The 26,959-nt window shown below is 72.1% G+C and carries 26 protein-coding genes and 1 rRNA gene; 23 read left to right on the top strand and 4 right to left on the bottom strand.

What is annotated here, in order from left to right:
• Positions 1 to 85: ribosomal RNA gene (rrf, locus tag AC07FN_RS39420) — 5S ribosomal RNA — on the top strand; the annotation flags it as partial.
• Between the two features lie 200 nt (positions 86 to 285).
• Here rrf and AC07FN_RS39415 read toward each other — a convergent pair.
• Positions 286 to 1,776, bottom strand: a complete 1,491-nt coding sequence (locus AC07FN_RS39415; protein ID WP_478400245.1) for a hypothetical protein — start codon at positions 1,774 to 1,776, stop codon at positions 286 to 288.
• A gap of 39 nt (positions 1,777 to 1,815) precedes the next feature.
• Here AC07FN_RS39415 and AC07FN_RS39410 point away from each other — a divergent pair, with 39 nt between their 5' ends.
• From AC07FN_RS39410 to AC07FN_RS39335, 16 genes are all read left to right on the top strand, one after another.
• Positions 1,816 to 2,601, top strand: a complete 786-nt coding sequence (locus AC07FN_RS39410; RefSeq protein WP_478400244.1) for a hypothetical protein — start codon at positions 1,816 to 1,818, stop codon at positions 2,599 to 2,601.
• A complete protein-coding gene (locus tag AC07FN_RS39405) occupies positions 2,598 to 3,608 on the top strand; it encodes an HAD-IIA family hydrolase (RefSeq protein WP_478400243.1) in 1,011 nt (336 codons plus the stop codon). Before AC07FN_RS39410 ends, AC07FN_RS39405 begins: the two co-directional genes overlap by 4 nt.
• A 96-nt stretch (positions 3,609 to 3,704) precedes the next feature.
• On the top strand, positions 3,705 to 3,935 hold the full coding sequence (locus AC07FN_RS39400) for a hypothetical protein (RefSeq protein ID WP_478400242.1): 231 nt from the start codon (positions 3,705 to 3,707) through the stop codon (positions 3,933 to 3,935).
• Positions 3,936 to 3,940: 5 nt separating this feature from the next.
• Positions 3,941 to 4,780, top strand: coding sequence for a TlyA family RNA methyltransferase (locus AC07FN_RS39395; RefSeq protein ID WP_452619006.1), 840 nt, complete (start codon positions 3,941 to 3,943; stop codon positions 4,778 to 4,780).
• A gap of 213 nt (positions 4,781 to 4,993) precedes the next feature.
• Complete coding sequence (locus AC07FN_RS39390) at positions 4,994 to 5,890, top strand: NAD kinase (protein ID WP_478400241.1); 897 nt, start codon at positions 4,994 to 4,996, stop codon at positions 5,888 to 5,890.
• A gap of 108 nt (positions 5,891 to 5,998) precedes the next feature.
• Positions 5,999 to 7,810 carry a DNA repair protein RecN gene (gene recN, locus AC07FN_RS39385; RefSeq protein ID WP_478400246.1) on the top strand — a complete coding sequence of 604 codons (1,812 nt, stop codon included), beginning with the start codon at positions 5,999 to 6,001 and terminating at the stop codon, positions 7,808 to 7,810.
• 67 nt (positions 7,811 to 7,877) lie between these two features.
• Positions 7,878 to 9,062, top strand: coding sequence for a putative cytokinetic ring protein SteA (gene steA / locus AC07FN_RS39380; protein ID WP_478400240.1), 1,185 nt, complete (start codon positions 7,878 to 7,880; stop codon positions 9,060 to 9,062).
• The gene (locus AC07FN_RS39375) at positions 9,059 to 9,997 is read left to right on the top strand and encodes a copper transporter (RefSeq protein ID WP_478400239.1); all 939 of its coding nucleotides are present in this window, start codon (positions 9,059 to 9,061) and stop codon (positions 9,995 to 9,997) included. Before steA ends, AC07FN_RS39375 begins: the two co-directional genes overlap by 4 nt.
• Positions 9,998 to 10,229: 232 nt before the next feature.
• Positions 10,230 to 11,933, top strand: coding sequence for a CTP synthase (locus AC07FN_RS39370; RefSeq protein ID WP_452619009.1), 1,704 nt, complete (start codon positions 10,230 to 10,232; stop codon positions 11,931 to 11,933).
• 25 nt (positions 11,934 to 11,958) lie between these two features.
• On the top strand, positions 11,959 to 12,606 hold the full coding sequence (locus tag AC07FN_RS39365; protein WP_478400238.1) for an NUDIX domain-containing protein: 648 nt from the start codon (positions 11,959 to 11,961) through the stop codon (positions 12,604 to 12,606).
• Complete coding sequence (locus AC07FN_RS39360) at positions 12,570 to 13,550, top strand: site-specific tyrosine recombinase XerD (RefSeq protein WP_478400237.1); 981 nt, start codon at positions 12,570 to 12,572, stop codon at positions 13,548 to 13,550. Before AC07FN_RS39365 ends, AC07FN_RS39360 begins: the two co-directional genes overlap by 37 nt.
• Positions 13,551 to 13,713: 163 nt before the next feature.
• On the top strand, positions 13,714 to 14,655 hold the full coding sequence (locus tag AC07FN_RS39355; protein WP_452619012.1) for a ParA family protein: 942 nt from the start codon (positions 13,714 to 13,716) through the stop codon (positions 14,653 to 14,655).
• The gene (locus tag AC07FN_RS39350) at positions 14,652 to 14,990 is read left to right on the top strand and encodes a hypothetical protein (RefSeq protein ID WP_478400236.1); all 339 of its coding nucleotides are present in this window, start codon (positions 14,652 to 14,654) and stop codon (positions 14,988 to 14,990) included. Before AC07FN_RS39355 ends, AC07FN_RS39350 begins: the two co-directional genes overlap by 4 nt.
• Positions 14,987 to 15,838 (top strand): segregation and condensation protein A, encoded by an 852-nt coding sequence (locus tag AC07FN_RS39345; protein WP_478400235.1) that lies wholly within the window; start codon positions 14,987 to 14,989, stop codon positions 15,836 to 15,838. The genes AC07FN_RS39350 and AC07FN_RS39345 overlap by 4 nt, the downstream gene beginning before the upstream one ends.
• Positions 15,835 to 16,455 carry an SMC-Scp complex subunit ScpB gene (gene scpB, locus AC07FN_RS39340; RefSeq protein WP_478400234.1) on the top strand — a complete coding sequence of 207 codons (621 nt, stop codon included), beginning with the start codon at positions 15,835 to 15,837 and terminating at the stop codon, positions 16,453 to 16,455. Before AC07FN_RS39345 ends, scpB begins: the two co-directional genes overlap by 4 nt.
• On the top strand, positions 16,445 to 17,209 hold the full coding sequence (locus AC07FN_RS39335; protein WP_478400233.1) for a pseudouridine synthase: 765 nt from the start codon (positions 16,445 to 16,447) through the stop codon (positions 17,207 to 17,209). The genes scpB and AC07FN_RS39335 overlap by 11 nt, the downstream gene beginning before the upstream one ends.
• 140 nt (positions 17,210 to 17,349) lie before the next feature.
• On the opposite strand, the gene AC07FN_RS39330 is transcribed toward AC07FN_RS39335, so the two are convergent.
• Together AC07FN_RS39330 and AC07FN_RS39325 are read right to left on the bottom strand one after the other, a co-directional pair.
• On the bottom strand, positions 17,350 to 18,525 hold the full coding sequence (locus AC07FN_RS39330; protein ID WP_478400232.1) for a cation:proton antiporter: 1,176 nt from the start codon (positions 18,523 to 18,525) through the stop codon (positions 17,350 to 17,352).
• Between the two features lie 120 nt (positions 18,526 to 18,645).
• Positions 18,646 to 19,128 (bottom strand): cation:proton antiporter regulatory subunit, encoded by a 483-nt coding sequence (locus tag AC07FN_RS39325; RefSeq protein ID WP_132493366.1) that lies wholly within the window; start codon positions 19,126 to 19,128, stop codon positions 18,646 to 18,648.
• Positions 19,129 to 19,274: 146 nt separating this feature from the next.
• Here AC07FN_RS39325 and cmk point away from each other — a divergent pair, with 146 nt between their 5' ends.
• From cmk to AC07FN_RS39295, 6 genes are all read left to right on the top strand, one after another.
• Positions 19,275 to 20,006: a (d)CMP kinase gene (gene cmk, locus AC07FN_RS39320; RefSeq protein ID WP_478400231.1), complete on the top strand. Its 732-nt coding sequence runs from the start codon at positions 19,275 to 19,277 to the stop codon at positions 20,004 to 20,006.
• Entirely contained in the window at positions 20,003 to 20,677 is a 675-nt protein-coding gene (locus AC07FN_RS39315) for a lysophospholipid acyltransferase family protein (protein WP_478400230.1), read from the top strand. Before cmk ends, AC07FN_RS39315 begins: the two co-directional genes overlap by 4 nt.
• A complete protein-coding gene (gene der, locus AC07FN_RS39310) occupies positions 20,674 to 22,104 on the top strand; it encodes a ribosome biogenesis GTPase Der (RefSeq protein WP_478400229.1) in 1,431 nt (476 codons plus the stop codon). The genes AC07FN_RS39315 and der overlap by 4 nt, the downstream gene beginning before the upstream one ends.
• Positions 22,105 to 22,193: 89 nt before the next feature.
• On the top strand, positions 22,194 to 22,865 hold the full coding sequence (locus AC07FN_RS39305; RefSeq protein WP_452619036.1) for a response regulator: 672 nt from the start codon (positions 22,194 to 22,196) through the stop codon (positions 22,863 to 22,865).
• The gene (locus AC07FN_RS39300; RefSeq protein ID WP_478400228.1) at positions 22,862 to 23,950 is read left to right on the top strand and encodes a sensor histidine kinase; all 1,089 of its coding nucleotides are present in this window, start codon (positions 22,862 to 22,864) and stop codon (positions 23,948 to 23,950) included. The genes AC07FN_RS39305 and AC07FN_RS39300 overlap by 4 nt, the downstream gene beginning before the upstream one ends.
• 55 nt (positions 23,951 to 24,005) lie before the next feature.
• Complete coding sequence (locus tag AC07FN_RS39295) at positions 24,006 to 24,851, top strand: aldo/keto reductase (protein ID WP_478400227.1); 846 nt, start codon at positions 24,006 to 24,008, stop codon at positions 24,849 to 24,851.
• Here the strand turns inward: AC07FN_RS39295 and AC07FN_RS39290 are convergent.
• A complete protein-coding gene (locus AC07FN_RS39290) occupies positions 24,848 to 26,911 on the bottom strand; it encodes a S9 family peptidase (protein ID WP_478400226.1) in 2,064 nt (687 codons plus the stop codon). The two genes, AC07FN_RS39295 and AC07FN_RS39290, sit on opposite strands and share 4 nt — an antisense overlap.
• Positions 26,912 to 26,959: the final 48 nt, after the last annotated feature.

The raw sequence follows: 26,959 nt of genomic DNA, 5'->3' as shown, positions 1-26,959 counted from the left end.
TCCCATTCCGAACCCGGTAGCTAAGCTCCCCAGCGCTGATGGTACTGCACTCGACAGGGTGTGGGAGAGTAAGACACCGCCGACACATTATGTGAAAGGGGCCGACCGGACCCGTCCTTGGGGACGGATGTCCGGTCGGTCCCTTCTTTTGTCCGGAAGCCGTTGCTGCGCTGTTCGGGCGCCGCACGGTTCACACGAGTTGCCCCCGCTCACATCAGGGGTGCCACCCGCCGAGACCCGCCATCAGGTGGGACTACCCTGGTGGGAACTTCAGTATTTTCTGCTTCAGGAGGTTCGGTGTCCGGTTCCGACGACAGGAGCGGCGGTCCTCGCCGTGGGGCCGGTGCCGGCCGAGGCGGCCAGGGCGGCCGCGGAAACTTCGATCGGCGCGGTTCCCACGGCGGTCCCCGCCGGGACCGCGACGGTGGCGGTCCGCGCCGCTTCGGCGACCGCGACAACCGCGGTTACCGCAATGATCGCGACGACCGGAACCGGGACGACCGGGGCGGCCGCGACAACTTCGGCGGCGGCCGCGATCGCGACCGGCCCCGCGGTCAGGGCGGGCGCCCCGGCGGCCACCGCGACGATCGCGGCGGTTTCCGCCGTGACTCCGACAACCGCGACAACCGCTTCCGCCGCGATGACCGTCGCGATGATCGGGGCGGTTTCCGGCGCGATGACCGCGGCGAAGACCGGCCGCGCCGCTTCAACGACCAGAACGGCCGAGACCGCGGGTCCGACCGTCGTGATGACCGGCCGCGTCGTGACGACCGCGGTGGTTTCCGTCGCGATGACCGAGGCGGCTTCCGGCGCGACGATCGCGGCCGTGATGACCGTGGCGGTTTCCGTCGTGACGACCGCGGCGGTTTCCGGCGGGATGACCGTCCTCGCCGCGATGACTTCCGCCGTGATGACCGTGGCCGCGACGACCGGCGGGACTTCCGCCGCGACGACCGTCGTGATGACCGTGGACAGGATGACCGCGGCCGCCGTGACTTCCGGCGGGACGACCGCCCGCGCCGGGACGATTTCCGGCGCGACGATCGCGGCCGTGATGACCGTGGCGGTTTCCGTCGTGACGACCGTCGCGATGACCGTCCGCGTCGTGACGACCGGGGTGGCTTCCGTCGTGACGACCGTCGCGATGACCGTCCGCGTCGTGACGACCGGGGTGGCTTCCGGCGTGACGACCGCCGTGACGATCGCGGTGGTTTCCGGCGGGACGACCGGTCCGGCAAGCCCCGCTTTGACGACCGGCCGCGCCGTGATGACCGCCCGCGTGATGACCGGCCCCGTGACGACCGGCCGCGTCGTGATGACCGCCCGCGTGATGACCGCCCCCGTGATGACCGGCCGCGCGATGACCGGCCCCGTCGTGACGACCGCCGGCGGGACGACCGTCCTCGCCGTGATGACTTCCGCCGCGACGACCGGCCGCGCCGCGACGACAGGCCGCGCGATGACCGTGGCGGACGGCCTGACCGGGACCACAGGGGCGGAGACCGCCGGGGTGGACCGCGCGACGGTGGACGTCGGGACCGGGGTGGTTACCGGCACGACTCGCCGCGGGCCGAGTCCCGCGATGAGGCCGCCGTCGAGTCGGCGCCGAGGCCGCAGGAGCCCCAGCTTCCCGAGGGCCTGGCGCCCGGTGATCTCGACGTCGAGATCCGCCGCGAGCTGCTGACGCTGCCCAAGGGCCTGGCGGACAACGTCGCGCTGCACCTGATCGCGGCCGGCCAGCTGATCGACTCGGAGCCGGAGCGCGCCCTGGAGCACGCGCGGTATGCGCGTCAGCGGGCACCGCGCATTCCTTCGGTGCGCGAGGGCAACGGCCTCGCCGCCTACCTGACGGGCGAGTGGAACGAGGCGCTTTCGGAGCTGCGCGCCGCCCGGCGGATGGCCGGCGGTCCCGGGCACCTGGCGATCATGGCCGACTGCGAGCGCGCAATGGGGCGCCCGGAGCGCGCTGTGGAGCTCAGCCGCAGTGAGGAGGCCACCCAGCTCGACCAGGAGGACTCGGTCGAGCTGCGCATCGTCGCCGCGGGTGCGCGCCGGGACCTCGGTGAGACCGAGGCGTCGGTGGTGAGCCTGCAGATCGCGGAGCTGGACCCGAAGCGCCAGGAGCCGTGGAGCGCGCGCCTGTTCTACGCCTACGCCGACAACTTGGCGGCGGCCGGACGGGAGCGGGAAGCCTTCACCTGGTTCGTGCACGCGGCCAACGCCGACGACGAGGAAGAGACCGACGCCCCCGACCGCCTCGAGGAGCTCGCCGAGAAGCTGGGCGGCCCGGATGTGATCGAGGAACTCGTCACCGAGGCAGAGGCAGCCGAGATCGGCGACGACGATGACCTCGACGACGACGCTGCCGAGGTCGACGACGCTGCCGAGGTCGACGACGCTGCCGAGGTCGACGACGCTGCCGAGGTCGACGACGCTGCCGAGGTCGACGACGAGCTCGACGAGAAGCTCGAAGAAGACGAAGAGGCCGATTCCGAAGCGGCCGTCGAGGACAAGGCCGCCGACGACGAACCGGCGGATGACAAGGCGACCGAGCAGGACGCCGATGCCGACAACGCAGGAGGGGGCGCGCGAGCGCAGTGAGCGGCACGCTTCTCGACGGCCATGATGTCGTGCTGTTCGACCTCGACGGCACGGTGTTCCGCGGCGGTGAACTCGTCCCTGGTGCGCTGGAGGCGATCCAGGAAGTGCACCGCCGCGGCGTCCCGGTCCGCTACGTGACCAACAACGCGTCCAAGCCGGACCAGGCCGTGGCCGACCACCTCGTCGGCCTCGGCCTGGACGCGGACCGGACCGAGGTGAGCACCAGCGCCCAGGCCGGTGCCGCGATGCTGGCCGAGAAGCTGCCGCCGGGGTCGAAGGTGCTGGTCGTCGGTTCGCCCGCGCTGGTGTCCGAAGTGGACAAGGCTGGGCTGGTGCCGGTCCGCGAGTTCGGCGACGAGCCGGTCGCGGTCGTGCAGGGGCTGTACACCGAGATCGGGTACCGCGATCTCACCGAGGCGTGCCTGGCGATCCGCGCCGGCGCGCTGTGGGTCTCCTGCAACGGCGACCGCACGCTGCCGACCGAGCGCGGCCTGGCGCCCGGGAACGGTGCGCTCGTCGCACTGGTGCAGGCGGCCACCGATCAGGAGCCGCTGGTGGCGGGCAAGCCCGAGCGGCCGCTGCTGGACCGCGCCGTCGCTTCCGCCGGGGCCGAGGCGCCGCTGATGGTCGGCGACCGGCTCGACACCGACATCGCGGGCGCGGTCAACGCCGCGATGCCGGTGCTGATGGTGCTGACCGGCGTCAGCACGGCGCGGGACCTGCTGGAAGCCACCGCCGACATGCGGCCCGGCTACGTCGGCGCGGATCTGCTCGCCCTGAACCAGCCGGCCGACGAGGTCGCGATCGGTGCGCAGCCCGGGTGGCAAATCAGCGTCGGCAGCGACTCGCTGGAATTGGCCGCGCAGGCCGGGGAACAGCCGAGCGATGCGATTTCGGCGCTCCGCGCGCTCTGCGCCGCGTGGTGGGCGGCGTCGTCGGGGCCGGTCGCCGTGCGCGGAGCCGACGAGCGCGCGCAGCATGCGTTGAGGGAACTGGGTTTGGCCTGACCGGCGCATGTCGCGGCGGCGTCGTCGGGGCGTTCCGCTAGCGTGGACGCGTCGCCGCTACAGCCATCGCGGCGTGATCGATGGGAGCAGGAGCGGATGACCTCTCCGTGGCAGCAGCCGCCGAACCCCGCGATGCTGGCGCGCCCGGCCGACGACGGTCAGCCGGCGGTCGACGCCATCGCGGCGGCAGTGGCCCGTCTCGACGAGGTGCGGGAACTGCCGGTCGCTGAGCACGTCGAACGGTTCGAGGCGGTACACGCCGCGCTCACCGATGGGCTGTCGAAGGCGGACAACCTCCTCTCCGGAACGAGTGCACACAGGAGCTGACGGTAGTGCCACGCAAGGCGCGGTTGGATGCCGAACTGGTTCGTCGCGGGCTTGCCCGGTCCCGTGAACACGCCGCGGAACTGGTCACCGCCGGGCGGGTGAGCGTGCGCGGCATGGTGGCCCACAAGGCCGCGACCGCGGTCGAGATCGATGCCCCGGTGGTGGTCGCCGAGGACGTCGACGACCCGGGCTGGGCGTCACGCGGCGCGTACAAGCTGGTGGGGGCGCTGGAGGCGTTCGAGCCGGCCGGGCTGACCGTCGCGGGCCGCCGCTGCCTGGACGCCGGCGCGTCCACCGGCGGGTTCACCGATGTGCTGCTGCGCCGCGAAGCGCGCGAGGTGGTGGCCGTCGACGTCGGTTACGGGCAGCTGGTCTGGAAGCTGCAGACCGATGAGCGGGTGCGGATCCACGACCGGACGAACGTGCGGTCGCTGACCCCGGAGGACATCGGCGGCCAGGTGGACCTGGTGGTGGCCGACCTGTCGTTCATCTCGCTGAAGCTGGTGCTGCCCGCGCTGGCCGCCTGCGCCACGCCGGAAGCCGATCTGGTGCCGATGATCAAACCGCAGTTCGAGGTGGGCAAGCAACGGCTAGGCTCGGGTGGCGTGGTACGCGATCCCGAGCTGCGGGCGGAAGCGGTCCTCGAGGTCGTGCGGTTCGCCGCCGATCTGGGCCTCGGCCTGCGCGGTGTCGTGGCAAGCCCGTTGCCCGGTCCGTCGGGCAACGTCGAGTACTTCGCCTGGCTGCGGCCCGGCGCGAGCACCGACGCGGATGCGGCGGAGGCGCTCGTGTTGGACGCGGTCCGGCAGGGACCCCAGACTTCAGGCAAGAGCTCGCACCGTTGACTGATTGTTTCTAGAGTGGTTTGCGTGGCGGTGCGGGTGGCGGAACCTCAGGAGCCTTCTCGCTGTGGCCATCATGAATGCCAATTCACCACGTCGGGGCTGTCCTCGCTGGGAGAACCCCGCAGGGGTGGGCGCCGTGAACCCGCGGCGGTGCAAGCTGAGTCCCACACCGCAAGCGGCGACCGCCGCTTATGAAGGCTTTAAGGAGTGGAGTTGACCCGAGAGGTGCTGCTGGTGGTGCACACCGGCAGGCAGCACAACATGCGCACCGCGGAGAAGGTCGCCGGTCAGCTCATCGACGCGGGCCTGTGCGTGCGGGTGCTCGCGGAGGAGGCCCCGGAGCTCTGCTCCGACTGCTACCTACGGGTGGTCGAGCCCGGCCCGGAGGCGGCCGCGGGCACGGAACTCGTCCTGGTGCTGGGCGGTGACGGGACGCTCCTGCGCGCCGCGGAGATCGCGCGGCTGGCCGACGTGCCGGTCTTCGGGGTGAACCTCGGCCGGGTCGGGTTCTTGGCCGGGGCCGATTCCGACGCGCTCGACGAGGCGGTGGCGGCCGTCGTCGAGTCCCGCTACTACGTCGAGGAGCGGATGACCATCGAGGTCACCGCGAAGCTCGACGGCGAGGTCCTGGCCCGCACCTGGGCGCTGAACGAGGCGAGCGTCGAGAAGAGCAGCCGGGAGCGGATCCTGGACCTGGTCGTGGAGGTCGACGGCCACCCGGTGTCGGCGTTCGGCTGCGACGGCGTGCTGTGCTCCACCCCGACCGGTTCCACGGCGTACGCGTTCTCCGCGGGCGGCCCGGTGGTGTGGCCGGAGGTGCAGGCGCTGCTGGTCGTGCCGAGCAACGCGCACGCGCTCTTCGCCCGCCCGCTGGTGGTGTCGCAGAAGTCGTTGGTGGCGCTGGAGATCGACCAGCACGGCCACCACGCGGTGCTGTTCTGCGACGGGCAGCGGCAGTTCGACCTGCCGCCGGGCGCGCGGGTCGAGGTGGTCGCCGGGAGCACGCCGCTGCGCCTGGTGCGGCTGCACGACACGGCCTTCACCGATCGCCTGGTGCGCAAGTTCGAGCTCCCGGTCCAGGGCTGGCGCGGCCCGGCCACCGCACGCTGATCCGCGGCGGCACCGCCTGCACAGCGGCGCACAGCCACAATTTCAATTCATGCGCTGATCACCCCAGCGGGGCACCACTGCTCGGGGGATGCCGATAGGGTGCTTGATGTGTTGGCGGAGATGCGCATCCAGGGACTGGGCGTCATCGACGACGCCACGCTCGCACTGCACGCCGGCCTGACCGTGGTCACCGGTGAGACCGGCGCCGGTAAGACGATGGTGGTCACCGGGCTGCACCTGCTCGGTGGTGGTCGGGCCGATGCCTCGCGGGTCCGGTCCGGTGCGCAGCGTGCCGTCGTGGAGGGCCGGTTCCAGACGACGATCGACTCGCCGGCGGCCAAGGTCGCCGCCGATGCCGGGGCCGAACCCGACGACGACGGCAGCCTGATCGCGGTGCGGACCGTGACGGCCGACGGCCGGTCGCGAGCGCACCTCGGCGGTCGTTCGGTTCCCAACGCCGTGCTTTCCGAGCTCGCGGAGCAGGTGCTGGCCGTGCACGGCCAGAACGACCAGCTGCGGCTGCTGCGGTCCGGCGAGCAGCGCGCGGTGCTGGACCGGTTCGCCGGCGAGCCCGTGCTGCACGTGCTCGCCGACTACCAGCGGGTCCGCGCGGAGTGGGCGGAGGCGGTGCGGGAGCTGACCGAGCGCACCGAACGTTCGCGGGAGCTGGCCCGGGAAGCGGAGCTGCTGCGGCACGGGCTGGCCGAGATCGAGGCCGTCGCGCCGGAATCCGGCGAGGACGTCGCGCTGGTCGACGAGGCGCGGCGGCTCGCGGACGTCGACCAGCTCCGGGAGATCGCGACGGCGGCGCATCTGGCGCTCACCGGCGCGGTCGACGGCGACCCGGATGCGCCGGGCGCGATCGGCCTGGTCGGCGAGGCGCGACGGCGTCTCGGCGGCGCCGAGGACCCGGCGCTGCGGGAGCTGGAGCCGCGGGTGGCCGAGGCCGTCGCGGTGCTGGCCGACGTGGGCGGCGAGCTCGGCGGCTACCTGGACCGGCTGGACGCCGACCCGGCCCGGCTGGAGCAGGTGCTGGCCCGGCAGGCCGAGCTGAAGCAGCTGATCAAGAAGTACGCCGCGGACGTCGACGGCGTGCTGGAGTGGGCCGACGAAGCGCGCAGCCGGCTGTCCGGGATGGACACCTCCGAGGAGGCGCTGGCGGCGCTGGCCGCCCGGCGCGACGAGCTCGCGGTGGAGCTAGCCGAGCACGCGGTCGCGGTGTCGGAGGCGCGGAAGGAAGCCGCGGTGGGGCTCTCCGCGGCGGTTTCCGAGGAACTCGACGGGCTGGCGATGCCGCAGGCGCGGCTGGAGGTCGTCGTCGAGCCGAAGGAAGCCGATTCCGGCGACCCGAACGCGCTGCCCGTGCAGGGCCGGACCCTGCACGCCGGCCCGGACGGGGTCGACGAGGTCGAGCTGCAGCTGATCGCGCACTCCGGCGCGCCCGCCCTGCCGATCCACAAGGGCGCCTCGGGCGGTGAGCTGTCCCGGGTGATGCTCGCGCTGGAGGTCGTGCTCGCCGACGCGGACACGGTGCCGACGTTGGTCTTCGACGAGGTCGACGCCGGTGTCGGCGGACGGGCCGCGGTGGAGATCGGGCGGCGGCTGGCCCGCCTGGCCCGGACGCACCAGGTCGTGGTCGTCACCCACCTGCCGCAGGTCGCCGCCTACGCCGACCGCCACCTGGTGGTGGACAAGGGAGCCGCGGACGGCGGGCTGACCCGCAGCGACGTGCGGGTCGTCGCAGACGAGCGGCGGGTCGTCGAGCTGGCGCGGATGCTGGCCGGGATGGATTCCACGGAGACCGGCCGGGCCCACGCGGAGGAGCTCCTGGACACCGCGACGGCCTACAAGCTGGCGCAGGCCCGCTTCCGGCGGCGCGGCAAGGCGGCTCCCAAGAAGCGGGAGCGCAGCGGCAGGTAGGCCATTCGGCCCAACGGCATCGGCGTGGCGTACCAACAACAGGTGATCGATTTGTCACCATCGGTGCATGAAACTCAGCGGTCTGCTTGCCCGTCAGCAGGAAAGCCTGCCCGGTGTGGTCGGGATCGCCAGGGTGGAGCGGCGCCCGGGTGATGTGCTGCGCCGGGTCCGGTCCGGCGACATCGCGGTGATCGACCACGCGGACCTGGACCGGCGCACGGCCGAAGCGCTGGTCTCGGTCGGGGTGATCGGGGTGGTCAACGCCGCCCCGTCGATCTCCGGGCGCTACCCGAACCTCGGGCCGGAGGTGCTGCTGTCGGCAGGCATCGCGCTGGTCGACGGGGTCGGCCCCGAGGTCGCGCACCGGATCAAGGACGGCGCGAAGATCCGGCTGCACGAGGGCGGCGTGTTCGTCGGGGAGCGGGAGGTCGGGCGCGGGACCTCGCAGGACGCCAACTCCGTCGCCGACCTGCTCATCGAGGCGAAGGCCGGGATGTCGACGCAGCTGGAGGCGTTCTCGGCGAACACCATCGAGTTCCTGCGCAAGGAGCGGACGCTGATCCTCGACGGCATCGGCGTGCCCGAGCTCGGCATCTCGATGGAGCGGTGCCAGGTGCTCGTGGTGGCGCCGGGCTACGGCCACGCCGACGACCTGCAGCGGCTGAAGAAGTACGTCCGCGAGTACCGGCCGGTGCTGATCGGGGTGGAGGGCGGCGCCGAGACGCTGCGCAAGGCCGGGTACAAGCCGGACGTCATCGTCGGCGACCCGGACGCCATCGCCACCGCCACCCTCAAGTGCGGCGCGGAGCTCGTGATCCCGGCGCATCTCGACGGGCACGCGCCCGGCCTGGAGCGCATACAGGACCTGGGGATCGGCGCGGTCACGTTCCCGGCGTCCGGGAACCCGGAGGACCTGGCGCTGCTGCTCGCCGACGCGCACAAGGCGAGCCTGGTGATCACCGTCGGGTTCCACGCGACGCTGGGCGAATTCCTCGACCGCGGGCGTTCCGGCTCGAACCCGTCGACGTTCCTCACCCGGCTCCGGTTGGGCAGCAAGGTCATCGACGGGGCCGCGGTGGCGACGCTGCAGCGCAGCCGGACGCCGGTCGGCGCGATCGTGCTGCTGGTCCTCGCGGTGCTGCTGGTGGCCGCCGTGGCGCTGGTGGTCTCCGGGCTGGGCACCGCGTTCGTGGGGCTGGTCGCCGACACCGCCGAGTCCGTCTTCGCTTATCTCAAGGGGCTTTTCTCGTGATCTCGTTGCGGTACCACATCGTGTCGATCGCCGCGGTCTTCCTGGCGCTGGCCGTGGGCGTCCTCGTCGGCTCCACGTCCCTCAGCGGCCGGCTGCTGGCGGGCGTCGGCGACGAGCAGCGGTCCCTGCAGGCGCAGGTCGACGACCTCAACGCCGAGCGGACGACGCTCAAGACGCAGGTCGCGGCGGCGGACACGTTCGGCTCCGCGGTCGGGCCGATGGCCGTGCAGGGCCAGCTGGCGCAGCGCAGCGTCGTGCTGATCACCTCCGACGACGCCGACGACCAGCAGCGCGACGCGGTCGGGCAGCTGCTGCGTGCAGCGGGTGCGGACGTCACCGGCGAGGTGCGGCTGGGCGAGTCGTTCGCCGACCCGGGCCGGGCGGACCAGTTGCGGCGCGTGGTCACCGAGCTGCTGCCCGCCGGGGTGCAGCTGCCCACGGCGGCGGACCCCGGCACCATGGCCGGCGGCCTGATCGGGCCGCTGGCGCTGCTGAACCCGCAGAGCGGGCAGCCGCAGACCGGCGACCAGGAGCGGGCGGCGGCGTTCGCGGGCCTGGCCGACGGCGGCTTCGCGACCGCCTCGCCGGGCCTGCGACCCGCGCAGCTCGCCGTGGTGCTCACCGGCGGCCGGATCGAGAGCGACCGAGCGGACGACAAGGCCGCGACGCTGGCCCGCTTCGCGGCGCAGCTCGACCGCGCGGGCCAGGGCGCGGTGCTCGCCGGTGGCGCGGGCTCGGCGGACGGGACGGGGCCGGTCGGCGTCGTGCGCGCGGATCCGGCGCTGGCGTCGTCGTTGTCCACGGTGGACAACCTGGACCGCGCCTCGGGACGGGTGGCGATCGTGCTGGCGTTGCGGGAGCAGGCCGAGCGGCAGGCCGGGCACTACGGCGTCGCGAGCAGCGCGCAGGGTCCGGTGCCGGAGACCCGCGGCTAGTGTCGATGCTCACCGCGGCGGCCCACCGCGGCGGATGCGGGCGGTGACCGGCGGGTAGGCCGCCGGATGGCGGTTGACCTGGCCGGTCGCCCCGACGCCGTGCGGCGGGTCTCGGTGCACAGCCCCGGTGGCCGTGCGTTAGGCTGGAATTCCGTGGGAGCGACGGATCCAGCCGTCCTGCCAGTGCAGAAATCCAGCCAGGCGACGGCTTGACCACGGGGAGCTTTTGTTGGTGCCGCAAGCACGCACGATCAAGCACGTTTTCGTCACGGGGGGCGTGGCCTCCTCGTTGGGTAAGGGGCTCACGGCATCCAGCCTGGGCGAACTGCTGACCTCCCGCGGCCTGCGGGTGACCATGCAGAAGCTCGACCCGTACCTGAACGTCGATCCGGGAACGATGAACCCGTTCCAGCACGGTGAGGTGTTCGTGACCGAGGACGGCGCCGAGACCGACCTCGACATCGGGCATTACGAGCGGTTCCTGGACCGCGACCTGACCCGCAACGCCAACGTGACGACCGGCCAGGTGTACTCGGCGGTCATCGCCAAGGAGCGCCGCGGCGAGTACCTGGGCGACACGGTGCAGGTGATCCCGCACATCACCGACCAGATCAAGGCCCGGATCCGGGCGATGGCCGAGCCGGACGAGGACGGCCGCACGCCGGACGTGGTGATCACCGAGGTCGGCGGCACGGTCGGCGACATCGAGTCGCTGCCGTTCCTGGAGGCCTGCCGGCAGGTCCGGCACGACGTCGGCCGGGACAACTGCTTCTTCCTGCACGTGTCGCTGGTGCCGTTCCTGGCGCCCTCGGGCGAGCTGAAGACCAAGCCGACGCAGCACTCGGTGGCGGCGCTGCGCAACATCGGCATCCAGCCCGACGCGCTGGTATGCCGGGCGGACCGGGACCTGCCGGAGGACCTCAAGCGCAAGATCGCGCTGATGTGCGACGTGGACTCGGACGGCGTGGTGGCCTGCCCGGACGCGCCGTCGATCTACGACATCCCGCGGGTGCTGCACGGCGAGGGCCTGGACGCCTACCTGGTGCGGCGGCTCGGGCTGCCGTTCCGCGACGTCGACTGGTCGGTGTGGGGCGACCTGCTGGACCGGGTGCACAACCCGTCGGAGCGGGTGCGGATCGCGCTGGTCGGCAAGTACGTCGACCTGCCCGACGCCTACCTGTCGGTCACCGAGGCGCTGCGCGCCGGTGGGTTCGCGCACCGGGCGAAGGTGGAGATCTCCTGGGTCGGCTCGGACACCTGCGAGACCGACGCGGGCGCGGCGCAGGCGCTGTCCGGGATGGACGGCGTGCTGATCCCGGGCGGCTTCGGCGTGCGCGGCATCGAGGGCAAGCTCGGCGCGATCCGCTACGCGCGGACCAACGGCATCCCGCTGCTGGGCCTGTGCCTGGGCCTGCAGTGCATGGTGATCGAGGCGGCGCGTTCGCTGGCCGGTCTGGAGCGGGCCAACTCCACGGAGTTCGAGGAGCCCGCCAAGCACCCGGTCATCAGCACGATGGCCGACCAGCACGACGTGATCTCCGGTGACCGGGACATGGGCGGCACCATGCGGCTCGGTTCGTACCCGGCGAAGCTGCAGGAGGGCTCGATCGTCGCCGAGGCGTACGGCTCCACCGAGGTCGCCGAGCGCCACCGGCACCGCTACGAGGTGAACAACTCCTACCGGGACCGGCTGGGCAAGGCGGGCGTGGTGTTCTCGGGCACCTCCCCGGACGACCGGTTGGTGGAGTTCGTCGAGCTGCCGCGCGAGGTGCACCCCTTCTTCGTGGGCACCCAGGCGCACCCGGAGCTCAAGAGCCGTCCCACCCGCCCGCACCCGCTGTTCGCGGCGTTCGTGAAGGCGGCCCTGGACTACCGCGCCGCGGAGCGGCTGCCGGTGGAGCTGGAGCCCGTCCAGGAGCCGGCGCCCAGTGCGTGATCTTCGTTCGCTCTAAAGTGGCGGCGTGGACACGACGGAGCAAGGTGTCGCGCGCACCGACGGCGAGCACGAATTCACCACCCTGGCCAGCGAGGACGTGTACGTGGGGAAGATCCTCGCGTTGCGGGCCGACGAGGTCGGGATGCCCGGCGGCGGGCACGCGCGCCGCGAGGTCGTCGAGCACCTCGGGGCGGTCGCGGTGGTGGCGGTGGACGAGCATGACCAGGTCGTGCTGATCCACCAGTACCGGTATCCGCTCGGCCGGCGGCTCTGGGAGCTGCCGGCCGGGCTGCTGGATGTGGCGGGCGAGGAGCCGGTGCGCACGGCGCAGCGGGAGCTCGCCGAGGAGGCGGGGCTCGCGGCGCAGGACTGGTCGGTTCTGGTCGACGTCGCCACCTCGCCGGGCTTCACCGACGAGTGCATCCGGGTGTTCCTGGCCACCGGACTGTGCGATGTGGATCGTCCGGCGGCGGTCGGGGACGAGGAAGCTGACCTGGTGATCCGGCGCTTCCCACTGGCCGAGGCGGTGCGGATGGCGCTGGCCGGGGAGATCGTCAACGGTCCCGGCGTGGCCGGGCTGCTCGCCGCCCAGGCGGTCCGCGACGGCCGGGGGCAGCCGCGCCCGGTGGACGCCGAATGGCCGGACCGGCCCCAGCGCTTCGCCGCCCGGTGAGGGGTTTCGCGGAGCTGCCGCCGGACCTGCGCGGGGCGATCACCGGATACCTCGACCACCTCGCCGTCGAGCGCGGCACCGCCCGCAGCACCCTCGACTCCTACGCCAGGGATCTGCGCCGGTACGCCGAATTCCTGGTCGGGGAGGGGATTTCCGGGCTCGCCGAGGTGCGCTCGGAGCACCTGTCCGGATTCCTGGCCGAGCTGCGGGAAGGCACCGAGCAGCGGCCCGCGCTCGCGCCTTCGTCATCGGCGCGGGCCCTGGTCGCCGCCCGCGGGCTGCACCGGTTCGCACATGCCGAAGGGCAGCTGGCGGTCGACGTCGCGCGCGAGGTCGCGCCGCCGAGCCTGCCCAAGCGGCTGCCGAAGGCGCTGCCCATCGACGACGTCGGGAAGCTGCTCGACCACGCCGGTGGCGACGACGCCCGGGGCATGCGGGACCGGGCGCTGCTGGAGCTGCTGTACTCGACGGGGGCGCGGATCTCCGAAGCGGTCGGGCTGGACCTCGACGACATCGACGGCACCAACCGCACGGTCCTGCTGGACGGCAAGGGCGGCCGCCAGCGGCTGGTGCCCATCGGCCGGCCGGCGCTGGCGGCGCTGGACGCGTACCTGGTGTGCGCCCGGCCCGGCCTGGCGGCGCGTGGGCGCGGAACCGCCGCGGTGTTCCTCAATTCGCGCGGAACCCGGCTGTCCCGGCAAAGCGCGTGGAACGCGTTGAAGATCGCCGCGCAGCGCGCCGGCATCGGCGGTTCGGTTTCGCCGCACGTGCTGCGGCACTCCTTCGCCACGCACCTCGTGGAGGGCGGCGCCGACGTCCGCGTGGTGCAGGAACTGCTGGGCCACGCCTCGGTCACGACGACGCAGGTCTACACCCTGATCACGGTCAACACGCTGCGGGAGGTCTACGCGACGGCCCATCCGCGCGCACACGCTTCGGAGTGACTTGGTGACGCTGCGAATGCGGGCCGGCGGTGCAGGGAGTAGACGTTGATCACACGGAGATCACAGGGAACTTCCGATACGTCGGCGAGGCGCGTTGCCGCTGGTAACGAATGCCACTTAGGCTGCGTTTGATCGCCACCGGCACCAAAGGAGTCAGATCGCCATGTCGCTACCGCAGCCCGCCGCCGAAGGGCGGCCCCGGGGCGCGGTCGACCTGAGCATCGCCCCGGAGACGACGGGTCGTGCGGAAGACGTCGGCCTGGCGCCGAATCCGCGCGGTCTCGGTCCGACTGGCCGGCCACGTCGGCACATCCCGGAGCCGCCGCTGCTGGACCGGCACGGTCCGGCGTCGGTGCTCGCGATGTGCAACCAGAAGGGCGGCGTCGGGAAGACCACGTCGACGATCAACCTCGGCGCAGCGCTGGCGGAGTACGGGCGCCGGGTGCTGCTGGTGGATTTCGATCCGCAGGGCGCGCTCTCGGTCGGCCTCGGCGTCCAGCCGCACCAGCTCGACCAGACCATCTACAACGTGATCATGGAGCGCCCGGTCTCCGTCCAGGACGTGGTGCGGCAGACCAGCGTCGACGGCATGGACCTGCTGCCCAGCAACATCGACCTCTCCGCGGCCGAGGTGCAGCTGGTCGCCGAGGTGGGCCGGGAGCAGACCCTGCACCGGGTGCTGCAGCCGGCGCTGGGGGAGTACGACTACGTGCTGGTGGACTGCCAGCCGTCGCTGGGCCTGCTGACGGTGAACGCGTTGGCCGCGGCGGACGGCGTGATAATCCCGTTGGAGTGCGAGTTCTTCAGCCTGCGCGGCGTGGCGCTGCTGATCGACACCATCGAGAAGGTCCGGGAGCGGCTGAACCCGAAGCTGGAGATCAGCGGCATCCTGGCGACCATGTTCGACCCGCGCACGCTGCACTCCCGCGAGGTGATGGCGCGCGTCGTGGAGGCGTTCGGCGACATCGTCTTCGACGCCGTGATCAACCGGACGGTGCGGTTCCCGGAGACCACCGTGGCCGGCGAGCCGATCACCCGCTGGGCGCCGCGCTCGGCCGGCGCGCAGGCGTACCGGGAGCTGGCGCGCGAGGTGATCGCCCGATGACGCGGCGGGTCGCCCTGCCCGGCGCGGCCGAACTCTTCCGTACTACTGTTCCTCGGACGGATCAGGTGGAGCCGCCGGAGCCGGAGCCGGCGCAGCCCGCGGCTGGGCGGTCCGGTACGGGTCGGCGCAAGCACGATTCGAAGATCACCGTGTACGTGTCCGACGAGGAGTTGCTGGGCTTGGAGCAGGCGCGGCTGGCATTGCGGGCCGACCACGGCATCGCCGTGGACCGGGGCCGGGTGGTGCGGGAGGCGGTTGCGGTGGTGCTCGCCGACCTCGACCGAAACGGCGCGGACTCGGTGCTGGTCCGGCGCCTCCGGGAGCCCGGCGAGTGACAGACCCCGCGGTACCGGAGGAACGGTCCAGCGAGGACTCCGGCGCGAGCGGCCGGTTCACGGTGCGACTGGAGAACTTCGAAGGCCCCTTCGACCTGCTGCTGCAGCTGATCTCGCAGCACCAGCTGGACGTCACCGAGGTGGCGCTGCACAAGGTCACCGACGAGTTCATCGCCTACACCAAGGCGCTCGGCGAGCAGTGGGACCTGGACGAGACCACCGAATTCCTGGTGATCGCCGCGACCCTGCTGGACCTGAAGGCGGCGCGGCTGCTGCCCTCCGCGGAGGTGGAGGACGAGGCCGACTTGGCGCTGCTGGAGGCCCGCGACCTGCTCTTCGCCCGGCTGCTGCAGTACCGCGCCTACAAGCAGGTCGCCGCGTTGTTCGGCGAGCTGGAGGCCGGGGCGCTGCGGCGCTACCCGCGTTCGGTGTCGGTCGAGGAACGGTTCGCGAACCTGCTGCCGGAAGTGCAGATCGGGGTCTCGCCGCAGCGGTTCGCCGAGGTCGCGGCCGCGGTGTTCCGGCCGAAGCCGCCGCCGACCGTTTCGCTGGACCACATCCACCAGCACGGCGTTTCGGTGCGCGAGCACGCGGCGCTGCTGAGGGTGCGGCTGGCGGAGAAGGGCAGCGCGACGTTCGGGGAGCTCGTGTCGGACTGCGGGCACACCGTCGAGGTGGTGGCCCGGTTCCTGGCCCTGCTGGAGCTCTACCGGGAGAAGGTCTTGCAGTTCGAGCAGGAGAGCCCGCTGGGCGAGCTGCTCGTGCGCTGGGTGGGCGGCAGCGTGGCGGAGGCGCAGGTCGAAGCCGATGCGCAGCGCGCCAGCCGGGAGGAAGAGGAGTACGGGTGACGGCAGCGAACGACGAGAGCCCCGAGGCGCCCGCGGCGGAGGCCGAGGCGGTGGAGACGACGGGCGTGCCGGACCTGACCTCCGACAGCGCGCTCGATGCCGCGTTGGAGGCGCTGCTGCTCGTGGTGGACGTGCCGGCGGGCGAGGAGCTGCTGGCCGACACGCTGGAGCAGCCGGTTGCCCGGATCCGGGTTGCGCTGCGGCGGCTTTCAGACGGTTACGCCGACGCCGAGCGGGGCATCGACCTGCGGCGCGTCGGGGACGGTTGGCGGTTCTACACGCGGGATGCGTACGCGCCGTACGTGGAGCGGTACCTGCTGGACGGGCAGCGCTCGAAGCTGACGCGCGCCGCGCTGGAGACGCTCGCGGTGATCTCCTACCGGCAGCCCGTGACGCGTTCGCGGGTCGCGGCAGTACGGGGTGTGAACGTCGATGGCGTCATCCGTACCCTGGTGGGGCGCGGCCTTATCGAGGAGGCCGGAACCGACCCGGAGACGGGCGGCATCCTGTACTGCACGACCGAGCTGTTCCTGGAGCGGCTGGGGCTGTCGTCGCTGAAGGATTTGCCACCGCTCGCCCCCTTGTTGCCCGAAGTGGATTCGATTGATGACGTCTGAGCACCGTTCCCCGTCCAGCAAAGCCGATTCCGAAGGCGTGCGGCTGCAGAAAGTGTTGTCCCAGGCCGGGGTGGCGTCGCGGCGCGCGGCCGAGGAGATGATCGTCGAGGGTCGGATCGAGGTCGACGGCGAGCTCGTCACCGAGCTGGGGCGGCGCGTCGACCCGGCGACCGCGGTGATCCACGTGGACGGCAACCGGGTCATGGTCAACGACGACCTGACGCACCTGTTGCTGAACAAGCCGACCGGCATCCTGTGCACCATGTCGGACGACAAGGGGCGCCCGTGCATCGGTGACTACCTGCGGGAACGCCAGGGCAAGCTGTTCCACGTGGGCCGGCTGGACCAGGACACCGAGGGCCTGCTGCTGATCACCAACGACGGGGAGCTGGCGAACCGGCTGATGCACCCGAAGTACAAGGTGCGCAAGACCTACCTGGCCGAGGTGCTCGGGTCGGTCCCGAAGGACCTGGGGCAGCGGCTGCGCGACGGCGTGGAGCTGGAGGACGGCCCGGTGAAGGTGGACCGGTTCAAGCTGGTCGACACGAACCAGAACCGGTCCCTGGTGGAGGTCGTGCTGCACGAGGGCCGGAACCGGATCGTGCGGCGGCTGCTCAAGCACGTCGGCCTCCCGGTGCAGCGCCTGGTGCGGACGCGGATCGGCGACGTGCGGCTGACCAGCGAGCGCCCGGGTGCGATCCGGCCGCTGAACCGGCAGGAGATCGGCTCGCTGTACCGGGCCGTCGGCCTCTGACGTTCCTCGGATCCTGTCTCGCGTCGGCGGGTCCGCATCCGGAGTGTCTACAGCGTTAATGACTTCAGTGTTGAGTGAAATTTAACGTCCAGAAGAGAGCCTTCGGCCGACCCGCTCGGGACCGGCCGAAGGCTCTTCGTTCAGGCCTTCTTGACCTGGCGGGGGAGGAAGAGCCGGGCCACCGGCTCGACGACCCGGGCCGCCACCGGGCCGAGGATCGCCATCAGCAGCACGTAGGCCGTGGCCAGCGCCGCGAGCTCGCCCGGCACCGCGCCGGAGGCGACCGCCAGGCCGGCGATGACGATGGAGAACTCGCCGCGGGCGACCAGCGCGGCGCCGGCCCGCAGGCGGCCCATCTTGCCCACGCCCTGCATCCGGGCGGCGAACCAGCCGGTGACCACCTTCGTCGCCACGGTCGCCACCGCCAGCAGCAGCGCGATCGGCAGCACCGGCGGGATCTGGCTGGGGTCGGTGTTCAGGCCGAACACGACGAAGAACAGCGCGGCGAACAGGTCGCGGAGCGGCTCCAGCATCCGGGTCGCGTTCGCCGCCGTGGACCCGGAGATCGCGATGCCCAGCAGGAACGAGCCGACCGCCGCCGAGACCTGCAGCTCCGAAGCGATGCCCGCGACCAGCAGCGCCGAACCCAGCAGGCGCAGCAGGAAGACCTCCGGATCGGGGCTGTCGATCAGGGCCGAGACGTACTTGCCGAACTTCAGCGCGACGACCAGCACCAGGGTGATCACGACCAGCGAGACCCCGACCGCGGTGAGGCCGCCGAGGAAGCTGACGCCGGCCAGCACGGCGGTCAGGATCGGCAGGTAGACGGCCATCGCCAGGTCTTCGAAGACCAGGATCGACAGGATCACCGGCGTTTCCCGGTTGCCGAGCCGGCCCAGGTCGCCGAGCACCTTCGCGACGATGCCGGAGGAGGAGATGTAGGTGACACCGGCCATGGTGAACGCGCCGAGCGGGCCCCAGCCCAGCAGCAGCGCCACCAGCGCGCCGGGCACCGCGTTCAGCACGATGTCGACGATGCCGGCCAGCCAGGAGCGGCGTAAGCCGGTGACGAGTTCACCCGCGGAGTACTCCAGGCCCAGCAGCAACAGCAGCAGGACCACGCCGATCTCGGATGCCAGGTGGGTGAACGGCTCGATGCCGTGCAGCGGGACGAGGCCGCCTGTGCCGAAGGCCAGCCCACCCAGCAGGTAGAGCGGGATCGGTGACACCCCGATTTTCCATGCGAGTCTCCCGAGGATGCCCAGACCGAAGAAAACCGCACCCAGCTCTATTAGGGAGATCGCCGTGTCGTGCACCGTGTTTCCTCTCGCGTGTTCCCTGCGTATGGAGTTGTTAGGAGATCGGCACGCGTGGGACCGCCGTTGGTGACGCGTGTCCCGGTCCAGTGGCCGGGAAAGTGTGCGGAGCGCGCTGGATCAGCCCTTTTCCAGGATTTCGCTGGCTGCGCGCAGCCCCTTCGAGGTGCCCACGACGACCACCAGGTCGCCGGCGGCGAACACGAAGTCCGGTCGCGGCGAGGGATGCACGGTGCCGTCCCGGACGACGGCGACGATCGACACCGAGGTGCGGGTGCGCATCTCGGTGTCGCCGAGGGTCCGGCCGTCGTACGGGGAGCCCTGGGCGACGGACAGCTGCCAGGTGGTGATCCCGGCGACCTCGCTCTGCTGCTCGTTGAGCTGCGCGACCAGCTGCGGGGCGCCCAGCAGGTTGGCCAGCGTGCTGGTCTCGGTGGTGGTCAGTGCGACCGAGGCGGCCACCTTGTCCGGGTCCTCGTGGTCGGAAACGATCAGCTCGAACCGGCCGTCGCGGTAGGTGATCACGCCGATGCGGTGGCCGGAGCGGGTGGTGAAGTCCTGCTGCGTGCCGAGCCCTGGCAAGGGGGTCACTGTTACGTCCACGTCCAAGACTGTATTAGGAGATCTTTCGCATTTGTCCCGCGGTCGGGATGGATCTGGACGCGATTGGGATGCGCGTGGGCGGACCAGGCAGAATGGACGGTTGGTCCGGCCGGTGCCGGGCCGATCGGTTCCGGCTCGGGAAGGACATGCACGTGGCACACGCCAGGCTCCGCGGTGTGGTGGCGCTCGACGGCCCTTCGGGCACCGGCAAGTCGACGGTGTCCCGGAAGTTGGCGTCCGCGTTGGGGGCGACCTACCTCGACACCGGCGCGATGTACCGGGCCGCGACGCTGGCCGTGCTGCGCGCGGAGGTCGAGCCGTCGGATCCTGGCGAGGTGGCGCGGGTGGTGCGGGCCGCGGCGCTGATCGTGGGCACCGACCCGGAGCAGCCGTCGGTGTCCCTGGACGGCGCGGACGTGGGGCAGGAGATCCGCGGCCCGGAGGTGACCGGTGCGGTGTCGGCGGTGTCGGCGGTCGCCGAGGTTCGCGAGCAGCTGGTCGCTCAGCAGCGGCGGCTGATCGGCGAGGCGTTGGAGTCGCCGGGCGGCATGGTCGTGGAGGGCCGGGACATCGGCACCGTGGTGGCGCCGGACGCGGGCCTGAAGGTCTACCTGACGGCTTCCGCGCACGCCCGCGCGCGGCGCCGCACGGCGCAGGACGTGTCCGAGGGCCGCGCCGGCGACCTGGACCGCACGCACGCCGACGTGCAGCGCCGGGACGCGCTGGATTCCGGGCGGAAGGTGGCGCCGCTGCGGAAGGCCGATGACGCGGTGGAGCTGGACACCACGGATCTGGGCGTGGTGGAGGTGCTTGAGCAGCTGCACAAGCACGTGGAGAGCCGCGGCCTGCTGGCCGGGGCGGAGCGGACGACGCCATGAGTGACGAGACCCTGCCCGAGGGCGCGACCGGCGGCTTGCACCGGTTCGGCCAGTGGATTTCGCGGCGGATCGTGCGGTTGCCGTACCGGGTGCGGATCCACGGTGCGGAGCGGATTCCGCGCACCGGGCCGGTGGTGCTGGTGGCCAACCACAGTTCGATGGCGGACGGGCCGCTGCTGTTCGGAATGATCCCGCGCAACGCGGTGTTCCTGATCAAGCAGGAGATGTTCCGCGGGCCGCTGGGCTGGTTCCTGCGCCGCATCGGGCAGATCGGGGTTCGCCGCGGCGAACCCGACCGCAGGCCGCTGCTGGCGGCGGTGCGGGTGCTGCGGGCCGGCGGGTTGGTCGGGGTGTTCCCGGAGGGCACTCGCGGCGACGGCGACGTGGCGAACGCGCAGCACGGGGCGGCGTGGTTGGCGCGGGCGTCGGAGGCGCAGGTCCTGCCGGTGGCCTGCCGGGGCACGCGTCGTCCCGAGGGCGCGAGCCGTAGGCTGCTACCCAGGATCGACGTGTTGTTCGGGGAGCCGATCACGCTGCCGGCGGGCAAGGGCCGCACCGGGCTGGTCGTGGCGACCGAGGCGGTGCGCACCGAACTGGTCGAGCTGATCGCCGAGTTGGATCGGCTGGTCGCGGACCAGGACCAAGACTATTCGAGAGGGAAACGAGCGTGACCGACGAGTCGGTGGAAGGCCTGGACGGCACGTGGTCCGACGAGGCCGAGTGGGCTGAGTTCGACGAGGTCGAAGCGCCCGAGGGCGAGGCGCCGCCGAAGCCGCAGCCGGTGCTGGCCGTGGTCGGCCGCCCGAACGTGGGCAAGTCGACGCTGGTGAACCGGCTGCTGGGCCGCCGGGAAGCCGTCGTGCAGGACGTCCCGGGCGTGACCCGGGACCGGGTGGCCTACGACGCGCTGTGGAACGGGCGCCGCTTCACGCTGGTCGACACCGGTGGGTGGGAGCCGGACGCCAAGGGCCTGCAGGCGTCGGTGGCGGCGCAGGCGGAGCTGGCCATGCACACCGCGGACGCGGTGCTGCTGGTGGTGGATGCCCGGGTCGGCGCGACCGAGGCGGAAGAGGCCGTGGCGCGGGTGTTGCGCCGGTCCAAGCGGCCGGTGCTGCTTGCCGCGAACAAGGTCGACGACCAGCGCGGCGTCTCCGACGTGCATTCGCTGTGGTCGCTGGGGCTGGGTGAGCCGAGGCCGGTCAGCGCGCTGCACGGGAGCGGTTCCGGTGACCTGCTGGACGCCGTGCTGGACGCGTTCCCGGAGACGCCGCGCGAGATCTTCGGCGCGACGGGCGGGCCGCGGCGGGTCGCGTTGGTCGGCAAGCCGAACGTGGGCAAGTCGAGCCTGCTCAACAAGCTGACCGGGGAAGAGCGGTCGGTGGTGCACGACGTCGCGGGCACCACCGTGGACCCGGTGGACTCGCTGGTGGAGCTCGACGGCGAGGTGTGGCGGTTCGTCGACACCGCGGGGCTGCGCAAGCGCGTGAAGACCGCCAGCGGCACCGAGTACTACGCGTCGCTGCGCACCAAGGCGGCCATCGAGGCGGCCGAGGTGGCGATCATGCTCATCGATGCTTCGGAGCCGTTGAGCGAGCAGGACCTGCGGGTGCTCACCATGGTCGTGGAGGCCGGGCGGGCGCTGGTGATCGCCTACAACAAGTGGGACCTGGTCGACGAGGACCGCCGCCACCAGCTGGAGAAGGAGATCGACCGCGAGCTGGTGCGGGTGCGGTGGGCCGAGCGGGTCAACGTGTCGGCCAAGACCGGCCGGGCGGTGGCGAAGCTGGCGCCGACGCTGCGCACCGCGCTGGAGTCGTGGGATACCCGGATCTCGACCGGCCGGTTGAACGGCTGGCTTTCGGATCTGGTCGCGGCCAACCCGCCGCCGGTGCGCGGCGGCCGGCAGCCCAAGATCCTTTTCGCCACGCAGGCGCAGTCGCGGCCGCCGACGATCGTGCTGTTCACCACCGGGTTCCTGGAGGCCGGGTACCGGCGGTTCCTGGAGCGCAAGTTCCGCGAGACGTTCGGGTTCGTGGGCAGTCCGGTGCGGATCTCGGTGCGGGTGCGGGAGCGCAAGGCCAAGGGCGGTCGCCGCTGATCACCGTGCGCTCGGGTGGCGTGCGCGCTGCGTTCACGCTGTCCCGATAATCTGCTGGCGGCGCTCGGAACAGGGGAGGTGACCGAGTGGTGCGGGCTGAGGACGGCGGGGGGCCGATCCGCGTTGTGCTGGCCGATGACGAGGCCATGCTGCGGCGTGGCCTGCGGGTGTTGTTGGAGGCCGACGGCACGATCCAGGTGGTCGCCGAGGCGGGCAACGGCGATGAGTTGCTGGCGGCGGTGCGCGCGCACCGGGTGGACGTCGCGCTGATCGACGTGCAGATGCCCGGCAAGGACGGGTTGACGGCGTTGCGGACGTTGACGGCGCTGGCGGACCCGCCGGCGGCGGCGGTGTTGACGACGTTCGACCTGGACGACTACGTGGCCGATGCCCTGCGGTTCGGGGCGCGCGGGTTCCTGCTCAAGGACGCCGAGCCGGCGATGCTGGTTCGGGCGGTGCACGATCTGGCGGCGGGCGGGGCGGTGCTGGATCCGCGGATCACGGCGCGGCTGTTGCCGAGGTTCCGCAGCGCGACCGACAACGCGCACGAGATGCAGCTGGTGCGGGGGCTGTCCGGGCGGGAGCGGCAGGTGCTCCAGCTGTTGGCCGATGGCCGGTCGAACGCCGACATCGGGGTTCGGCTCGGGCTGACCGAGGCGACGGTGAAGAGCTACGTGTCGACGGTGTTGAGCAAGCTCGGTGCGCAGAACCGGGTGCAGGCCGCGTTGATCGCGCAGCGCGTGGCGGGCGACTTCCGGTGAGTTCGGGGCGCTGGCCGCGGCTCGGTGCCGAGGCTTTGGCCGCCGGGATTCCGGCGGCTGCGGTGCTGGCCGCGCCGGATCCGTTCGGGTACGCGGTGGTGTCCGGGTTGGTGGCCGCCGCGTTGTTGCCGTTGCGGTTGTGGTTGCCGTGGGTCTCGGTGGTGTTGTGCATGCCCGCGTTGGCCGGTGGCCTGGGGTGGCCGGCGACGGTTGTGGCCCTGTACGCGTTGGGGCGTGCGCGGCCGCGGGTGTCGACGCTGGTCGCGGGGGTTCTGCTGGCGACGGTGGTCGCGGTGACCCCGGTGCTGATCACGCAGTCGCTCGGGGCGGGTTCGATCGTCTTGACCTTTGCTTTCGTGCTGGCGGCCGCTGGTGCGCCGACCGCGTTGGGGATGTTGGTGTCGCTTCGGCAGCAGCTGGCCGACAGCCTGCGGCGGCTGGAGGCGGCCACCGCGGCGGAGTTGCGGGCGAAGGATGAGACGGCGCGCGCGGAGGAGCGGGCCCGGATCGCGCGGGAGATCCACGACGCGGTCGGGCATCACGTCACCCTGATCGCGGTGGAGTCGGCCGCGTTGGCGGCGACCACCGGTGATCCCGCCGCGCAGGAGACCGCGGGCCGGTTGCGCGGGTTGGCGAAGCAGGCGCTGGACGAGATGCGCGCGACGCTGGGGCTGGGCACGGCGGGGCAGCAGGTCGGGTTGGACAAGATCCCGGACCTGGTGGTGCGGGCGCGCGCCGCCGGTGTGGACGTGGAGCTGTCTTCTCAGCTCAGCGAGCCGCACGGGGTGCCGGCGGCGGTGGAGCGGGCCGCGTACCGGGTCGTTCAGGAGGCGCTGACGAATGCCTCCAAGCACGCGCCGGGCGCCGGGATCAAGGTGAGCCTGTTGTGCCGCGGGGGTTCGTTGCACGTCGCCGTCAGCAACGGTGCTCCTGACCGTGTGCTACCGGCCGTCGAGGCAGGCAGCAGCGGGTCCGGGCTGGCGGGTTTGTCGGAGCGGGTGCAGATGGCCGGTGGGCGGCTGGACGCCGGGCCGTCCGCGGACGGCGGCTTCGAGCTGGTGGCCGTGCTGCCGCAGCAGCGCTGATCCGTATTCTTGGCCGCACGCCCGGCTTTGATCCACCACCTGGAACGGAGTGTGCATGCGAGGCCTACGACTGCCCGGCGGGCAGGAGCTGCCAGTGCTGGGGCAGGGCACCTGGGGCATGGGCGAGCGGCGCGCGCAGCGCGCGGCGGAGGTGGCTGCGCTGCGGCGCGGCCTGGACCTCGGCCTGGACCTCGGCCTGGGGCTGATCGACACCGCCGAGATGTACGGCAGCGGCGGTGCCGAGGAGGTCGTCGGTGCCGCGATCGCGGGTCGCCGCGACGAGGTTTTCCTGGTCAGCAAGGTGTATCCGCACAACGCGGGTCGTCACGACGCCGTCGCCGCGTGCGAGCGCAGCCTGCGGCGGCTGGGCGCCGATCACCTGGATCTGTACCTGCTGCACTGGCGCGGCAGCACGCCGTTGGCGGAGACGCTGGACGCGTTCGAGCAGCTGCGTGCCGACGGCAAGATCCGGCATTTCGGGGTGAGCAATTTCGGTCCCGGGGACATGTCGGAGCTGTTCGAGAGCGAACTCGGCCGGCGGTCCGCCACGAACCAGGTGCTCTACAACCTCACCCGGCGCGGCATCGAGCTCGACCTGCTGCCGTGGTGCCGGGAGCAGGGGTTGCCGGTGATGGCGTACTCGCCGATCGAGCAGGGGCGGCTGCTGGGCGAGCCGGCGTTGCAGCGGGTCGCCGAGCGGCATTCGGTGACTCCGGCGCAGATCGCGATCGCCTGGGTGCTGGCGCAGGACGGCGTGTGCGCGATCCCGAAGGCGGCCACCGTGGCGCACGTGGAGCAGAACCGGGCGGCGCTGGACATCGAGTTGTCGGCGGCCGATCTCGCCGAGCTTGACGCGGGCTTCCCAGCGCCGCCGCATCCGGTTCCGCTGGAAATCCTCTAGCGCGCCAGCGATTCGCGCAGGAAGTCCACCTGGAGCAGCAGCAGGTTCTCGCTGGTGGTCTCCTCGGTGGGCATGTGGCTGACGCCCGCCAGCGGTAGCACGTTGTGCGGGCGGGCCGACGCGGTCAACGCGGCCGAGAGCCGGAGCGCGTGGGCCAGGATGACGTTGTCGTCCACGGTGCCGTGCACGATCAGCATCTGGCGTTCGAGGTTGCCCGCGTCGGCCAGCAGCGAGTTCTCCACGTACGCCTCGGGAACCTCGTTGGGGTCGCCCAGGTAGCGCTCGGTGTAGTGGGTGTCGTACAGCCGCCAGTCGACGACTCCGGCACCCACCACGGCGGCGTGGAAGACGTCCGGGCGGCGCAGCACGGCCAGCGCGGCGAGGTAGCCGCCGAAGGACCAGCCGCGGATGGCGACCCGGTCGAGGTCGAGCTCGGGGTGCTGGGCGGCGGCCGCGTGCAGGGCGTCGACCTGGTCCTGCAGGGTCGGGCCGGCGAGGTCGCCGGCGATCGCGCGGTCCCAGTCGGGGCCGCGGCCGGCCATGCCCCGGCCGTCGGTGACCAGCACCGCGAAGCCTTGGTCGGCGAACCACTGCGAGGTCAGGTAGCCCTGGCGGCGGGAGAGCACGCGCTGCGCGTGCGGGCCGCCGTAGGGGTCGAGCAGCACCGGCAGGGGGCCGTCGGCCGGGTCGTAGCCGGCGGGCAGCAGCAGGGCGCTGCACAGCTCGCGGTCGCCGAGCCGGAGGAGTGTGACGTTGAGGTCGACGGCGGGGTCTTCGGCCAGGTTCTCGATCTCGGCGATCTCCCGCCCGTCGAGGTGCACCCGCACCCGGGTACGCGGTTCGTCCATTGTGGACGTAGCGACGACGAGCACGTCGCCGCAACGAGTTCCGGTGTGGACGCCGGGCTGCTCGGTGATCCGCACGGCGCCGTCGGCGGTGACGCGGTAGAGGTGCACCTGGGTCGGATCCTGCTCCGACGCGGAGATCAGGACGTCGTCGGCGCCGACGTCGAGGATGCCCCGCACCTGCAGGGGCGCGGCGGTCCACGGCTGGTCGCCGACCACCAGCCGGTACGCGCCGTCGCCCGCGCTGATGCGCACCAGCCGGCCGCCCGGGGTCCAGGCGGGCCAGCCGGGCTTGTTGTCCACCCAGTGCGGGTCGGTGTCGCGGTGCACCTCGGTGGTGCGCCCGGTGGCCGGGTCGACGGCCAGCACGAGCTGGGTGCGCTGGTCGCGGGTCTGCACCGCGATCAGCGGGGCGCCGTGCCCGGACCAGTGCGCGGTGACGAGGTAGGGGAAGGCCTGGCGGTCCCATTCGACGTCCACCCGGTTGCCGTCGAGGGCGAGAACGGCCAGCGACACGTCGGCGTTGGCGGTGCCGGCCGCCGGGTAGCGCATGGCGGTCGGCTCGCTCAGCGGGGCGGACGGGTCGCCGAGGTACAGGTGCTGGACCGGGGATTCGTCGACGCGGGCCGCCAGCAGCCGCGAACCGTCGGGCGACCACCAGTAGCCGCGGTGGCGGTCCATCTCCTCGGCGGCGATGAACTCCGCGGCGCCCCAGGTGATGTCGGCGCCGTCGGGTTCGGCGAGCGCGCGGTCACCGGAACCGTCCACATCGATCACCCGCAGCTGGCCGCCGGAGAGGTAGGCGATCCGGCGCCCGTCGCGGTCGGGCCGGGGATCGGCGACCGGCTGGCGGGCGGGCAGCTCGCGGGCGTCGCCGGTCGCGACGTCGACGACGAACAGCCGGCCGGAGATGGTGAATGCGGCCAGGTTCCCGTCGCCGTCGGTGGCGTAGCCGGTGATGCCCAGGGCGCGTTCGCGCGCTCGTTCGCGGCGGGCCTGCTCTTCGGGTGAGACCTCGTCGGCGACCCGCAGCGCGGCCGGGTCGGCGAGCATCCGCTCCCGGCCGGTTCGGGTGTCCAGCGCCCAGAGGGCGTTGCTGCGTTCGGTGCCGCCTGCGGATCGCAGGAAGAGCACGGTGGCACCGGCGGTGAAGTTCCGCGGCGCGCCGAGGGTGAACCCCTGGGTGCGGGCGCTGCGGCGGGGAAACGAGGCCATGCGGCCAGCCTGCCATTTCCGGCGCGTGATTGCGCGATCGGGTGGCCA

Source organism: Saccharopolyspora sp. NPDC045941, from assembly GCF_056431445.1.
This window is presented reverse-complemented; position numbering and strand designations above follow the sequence as displayed.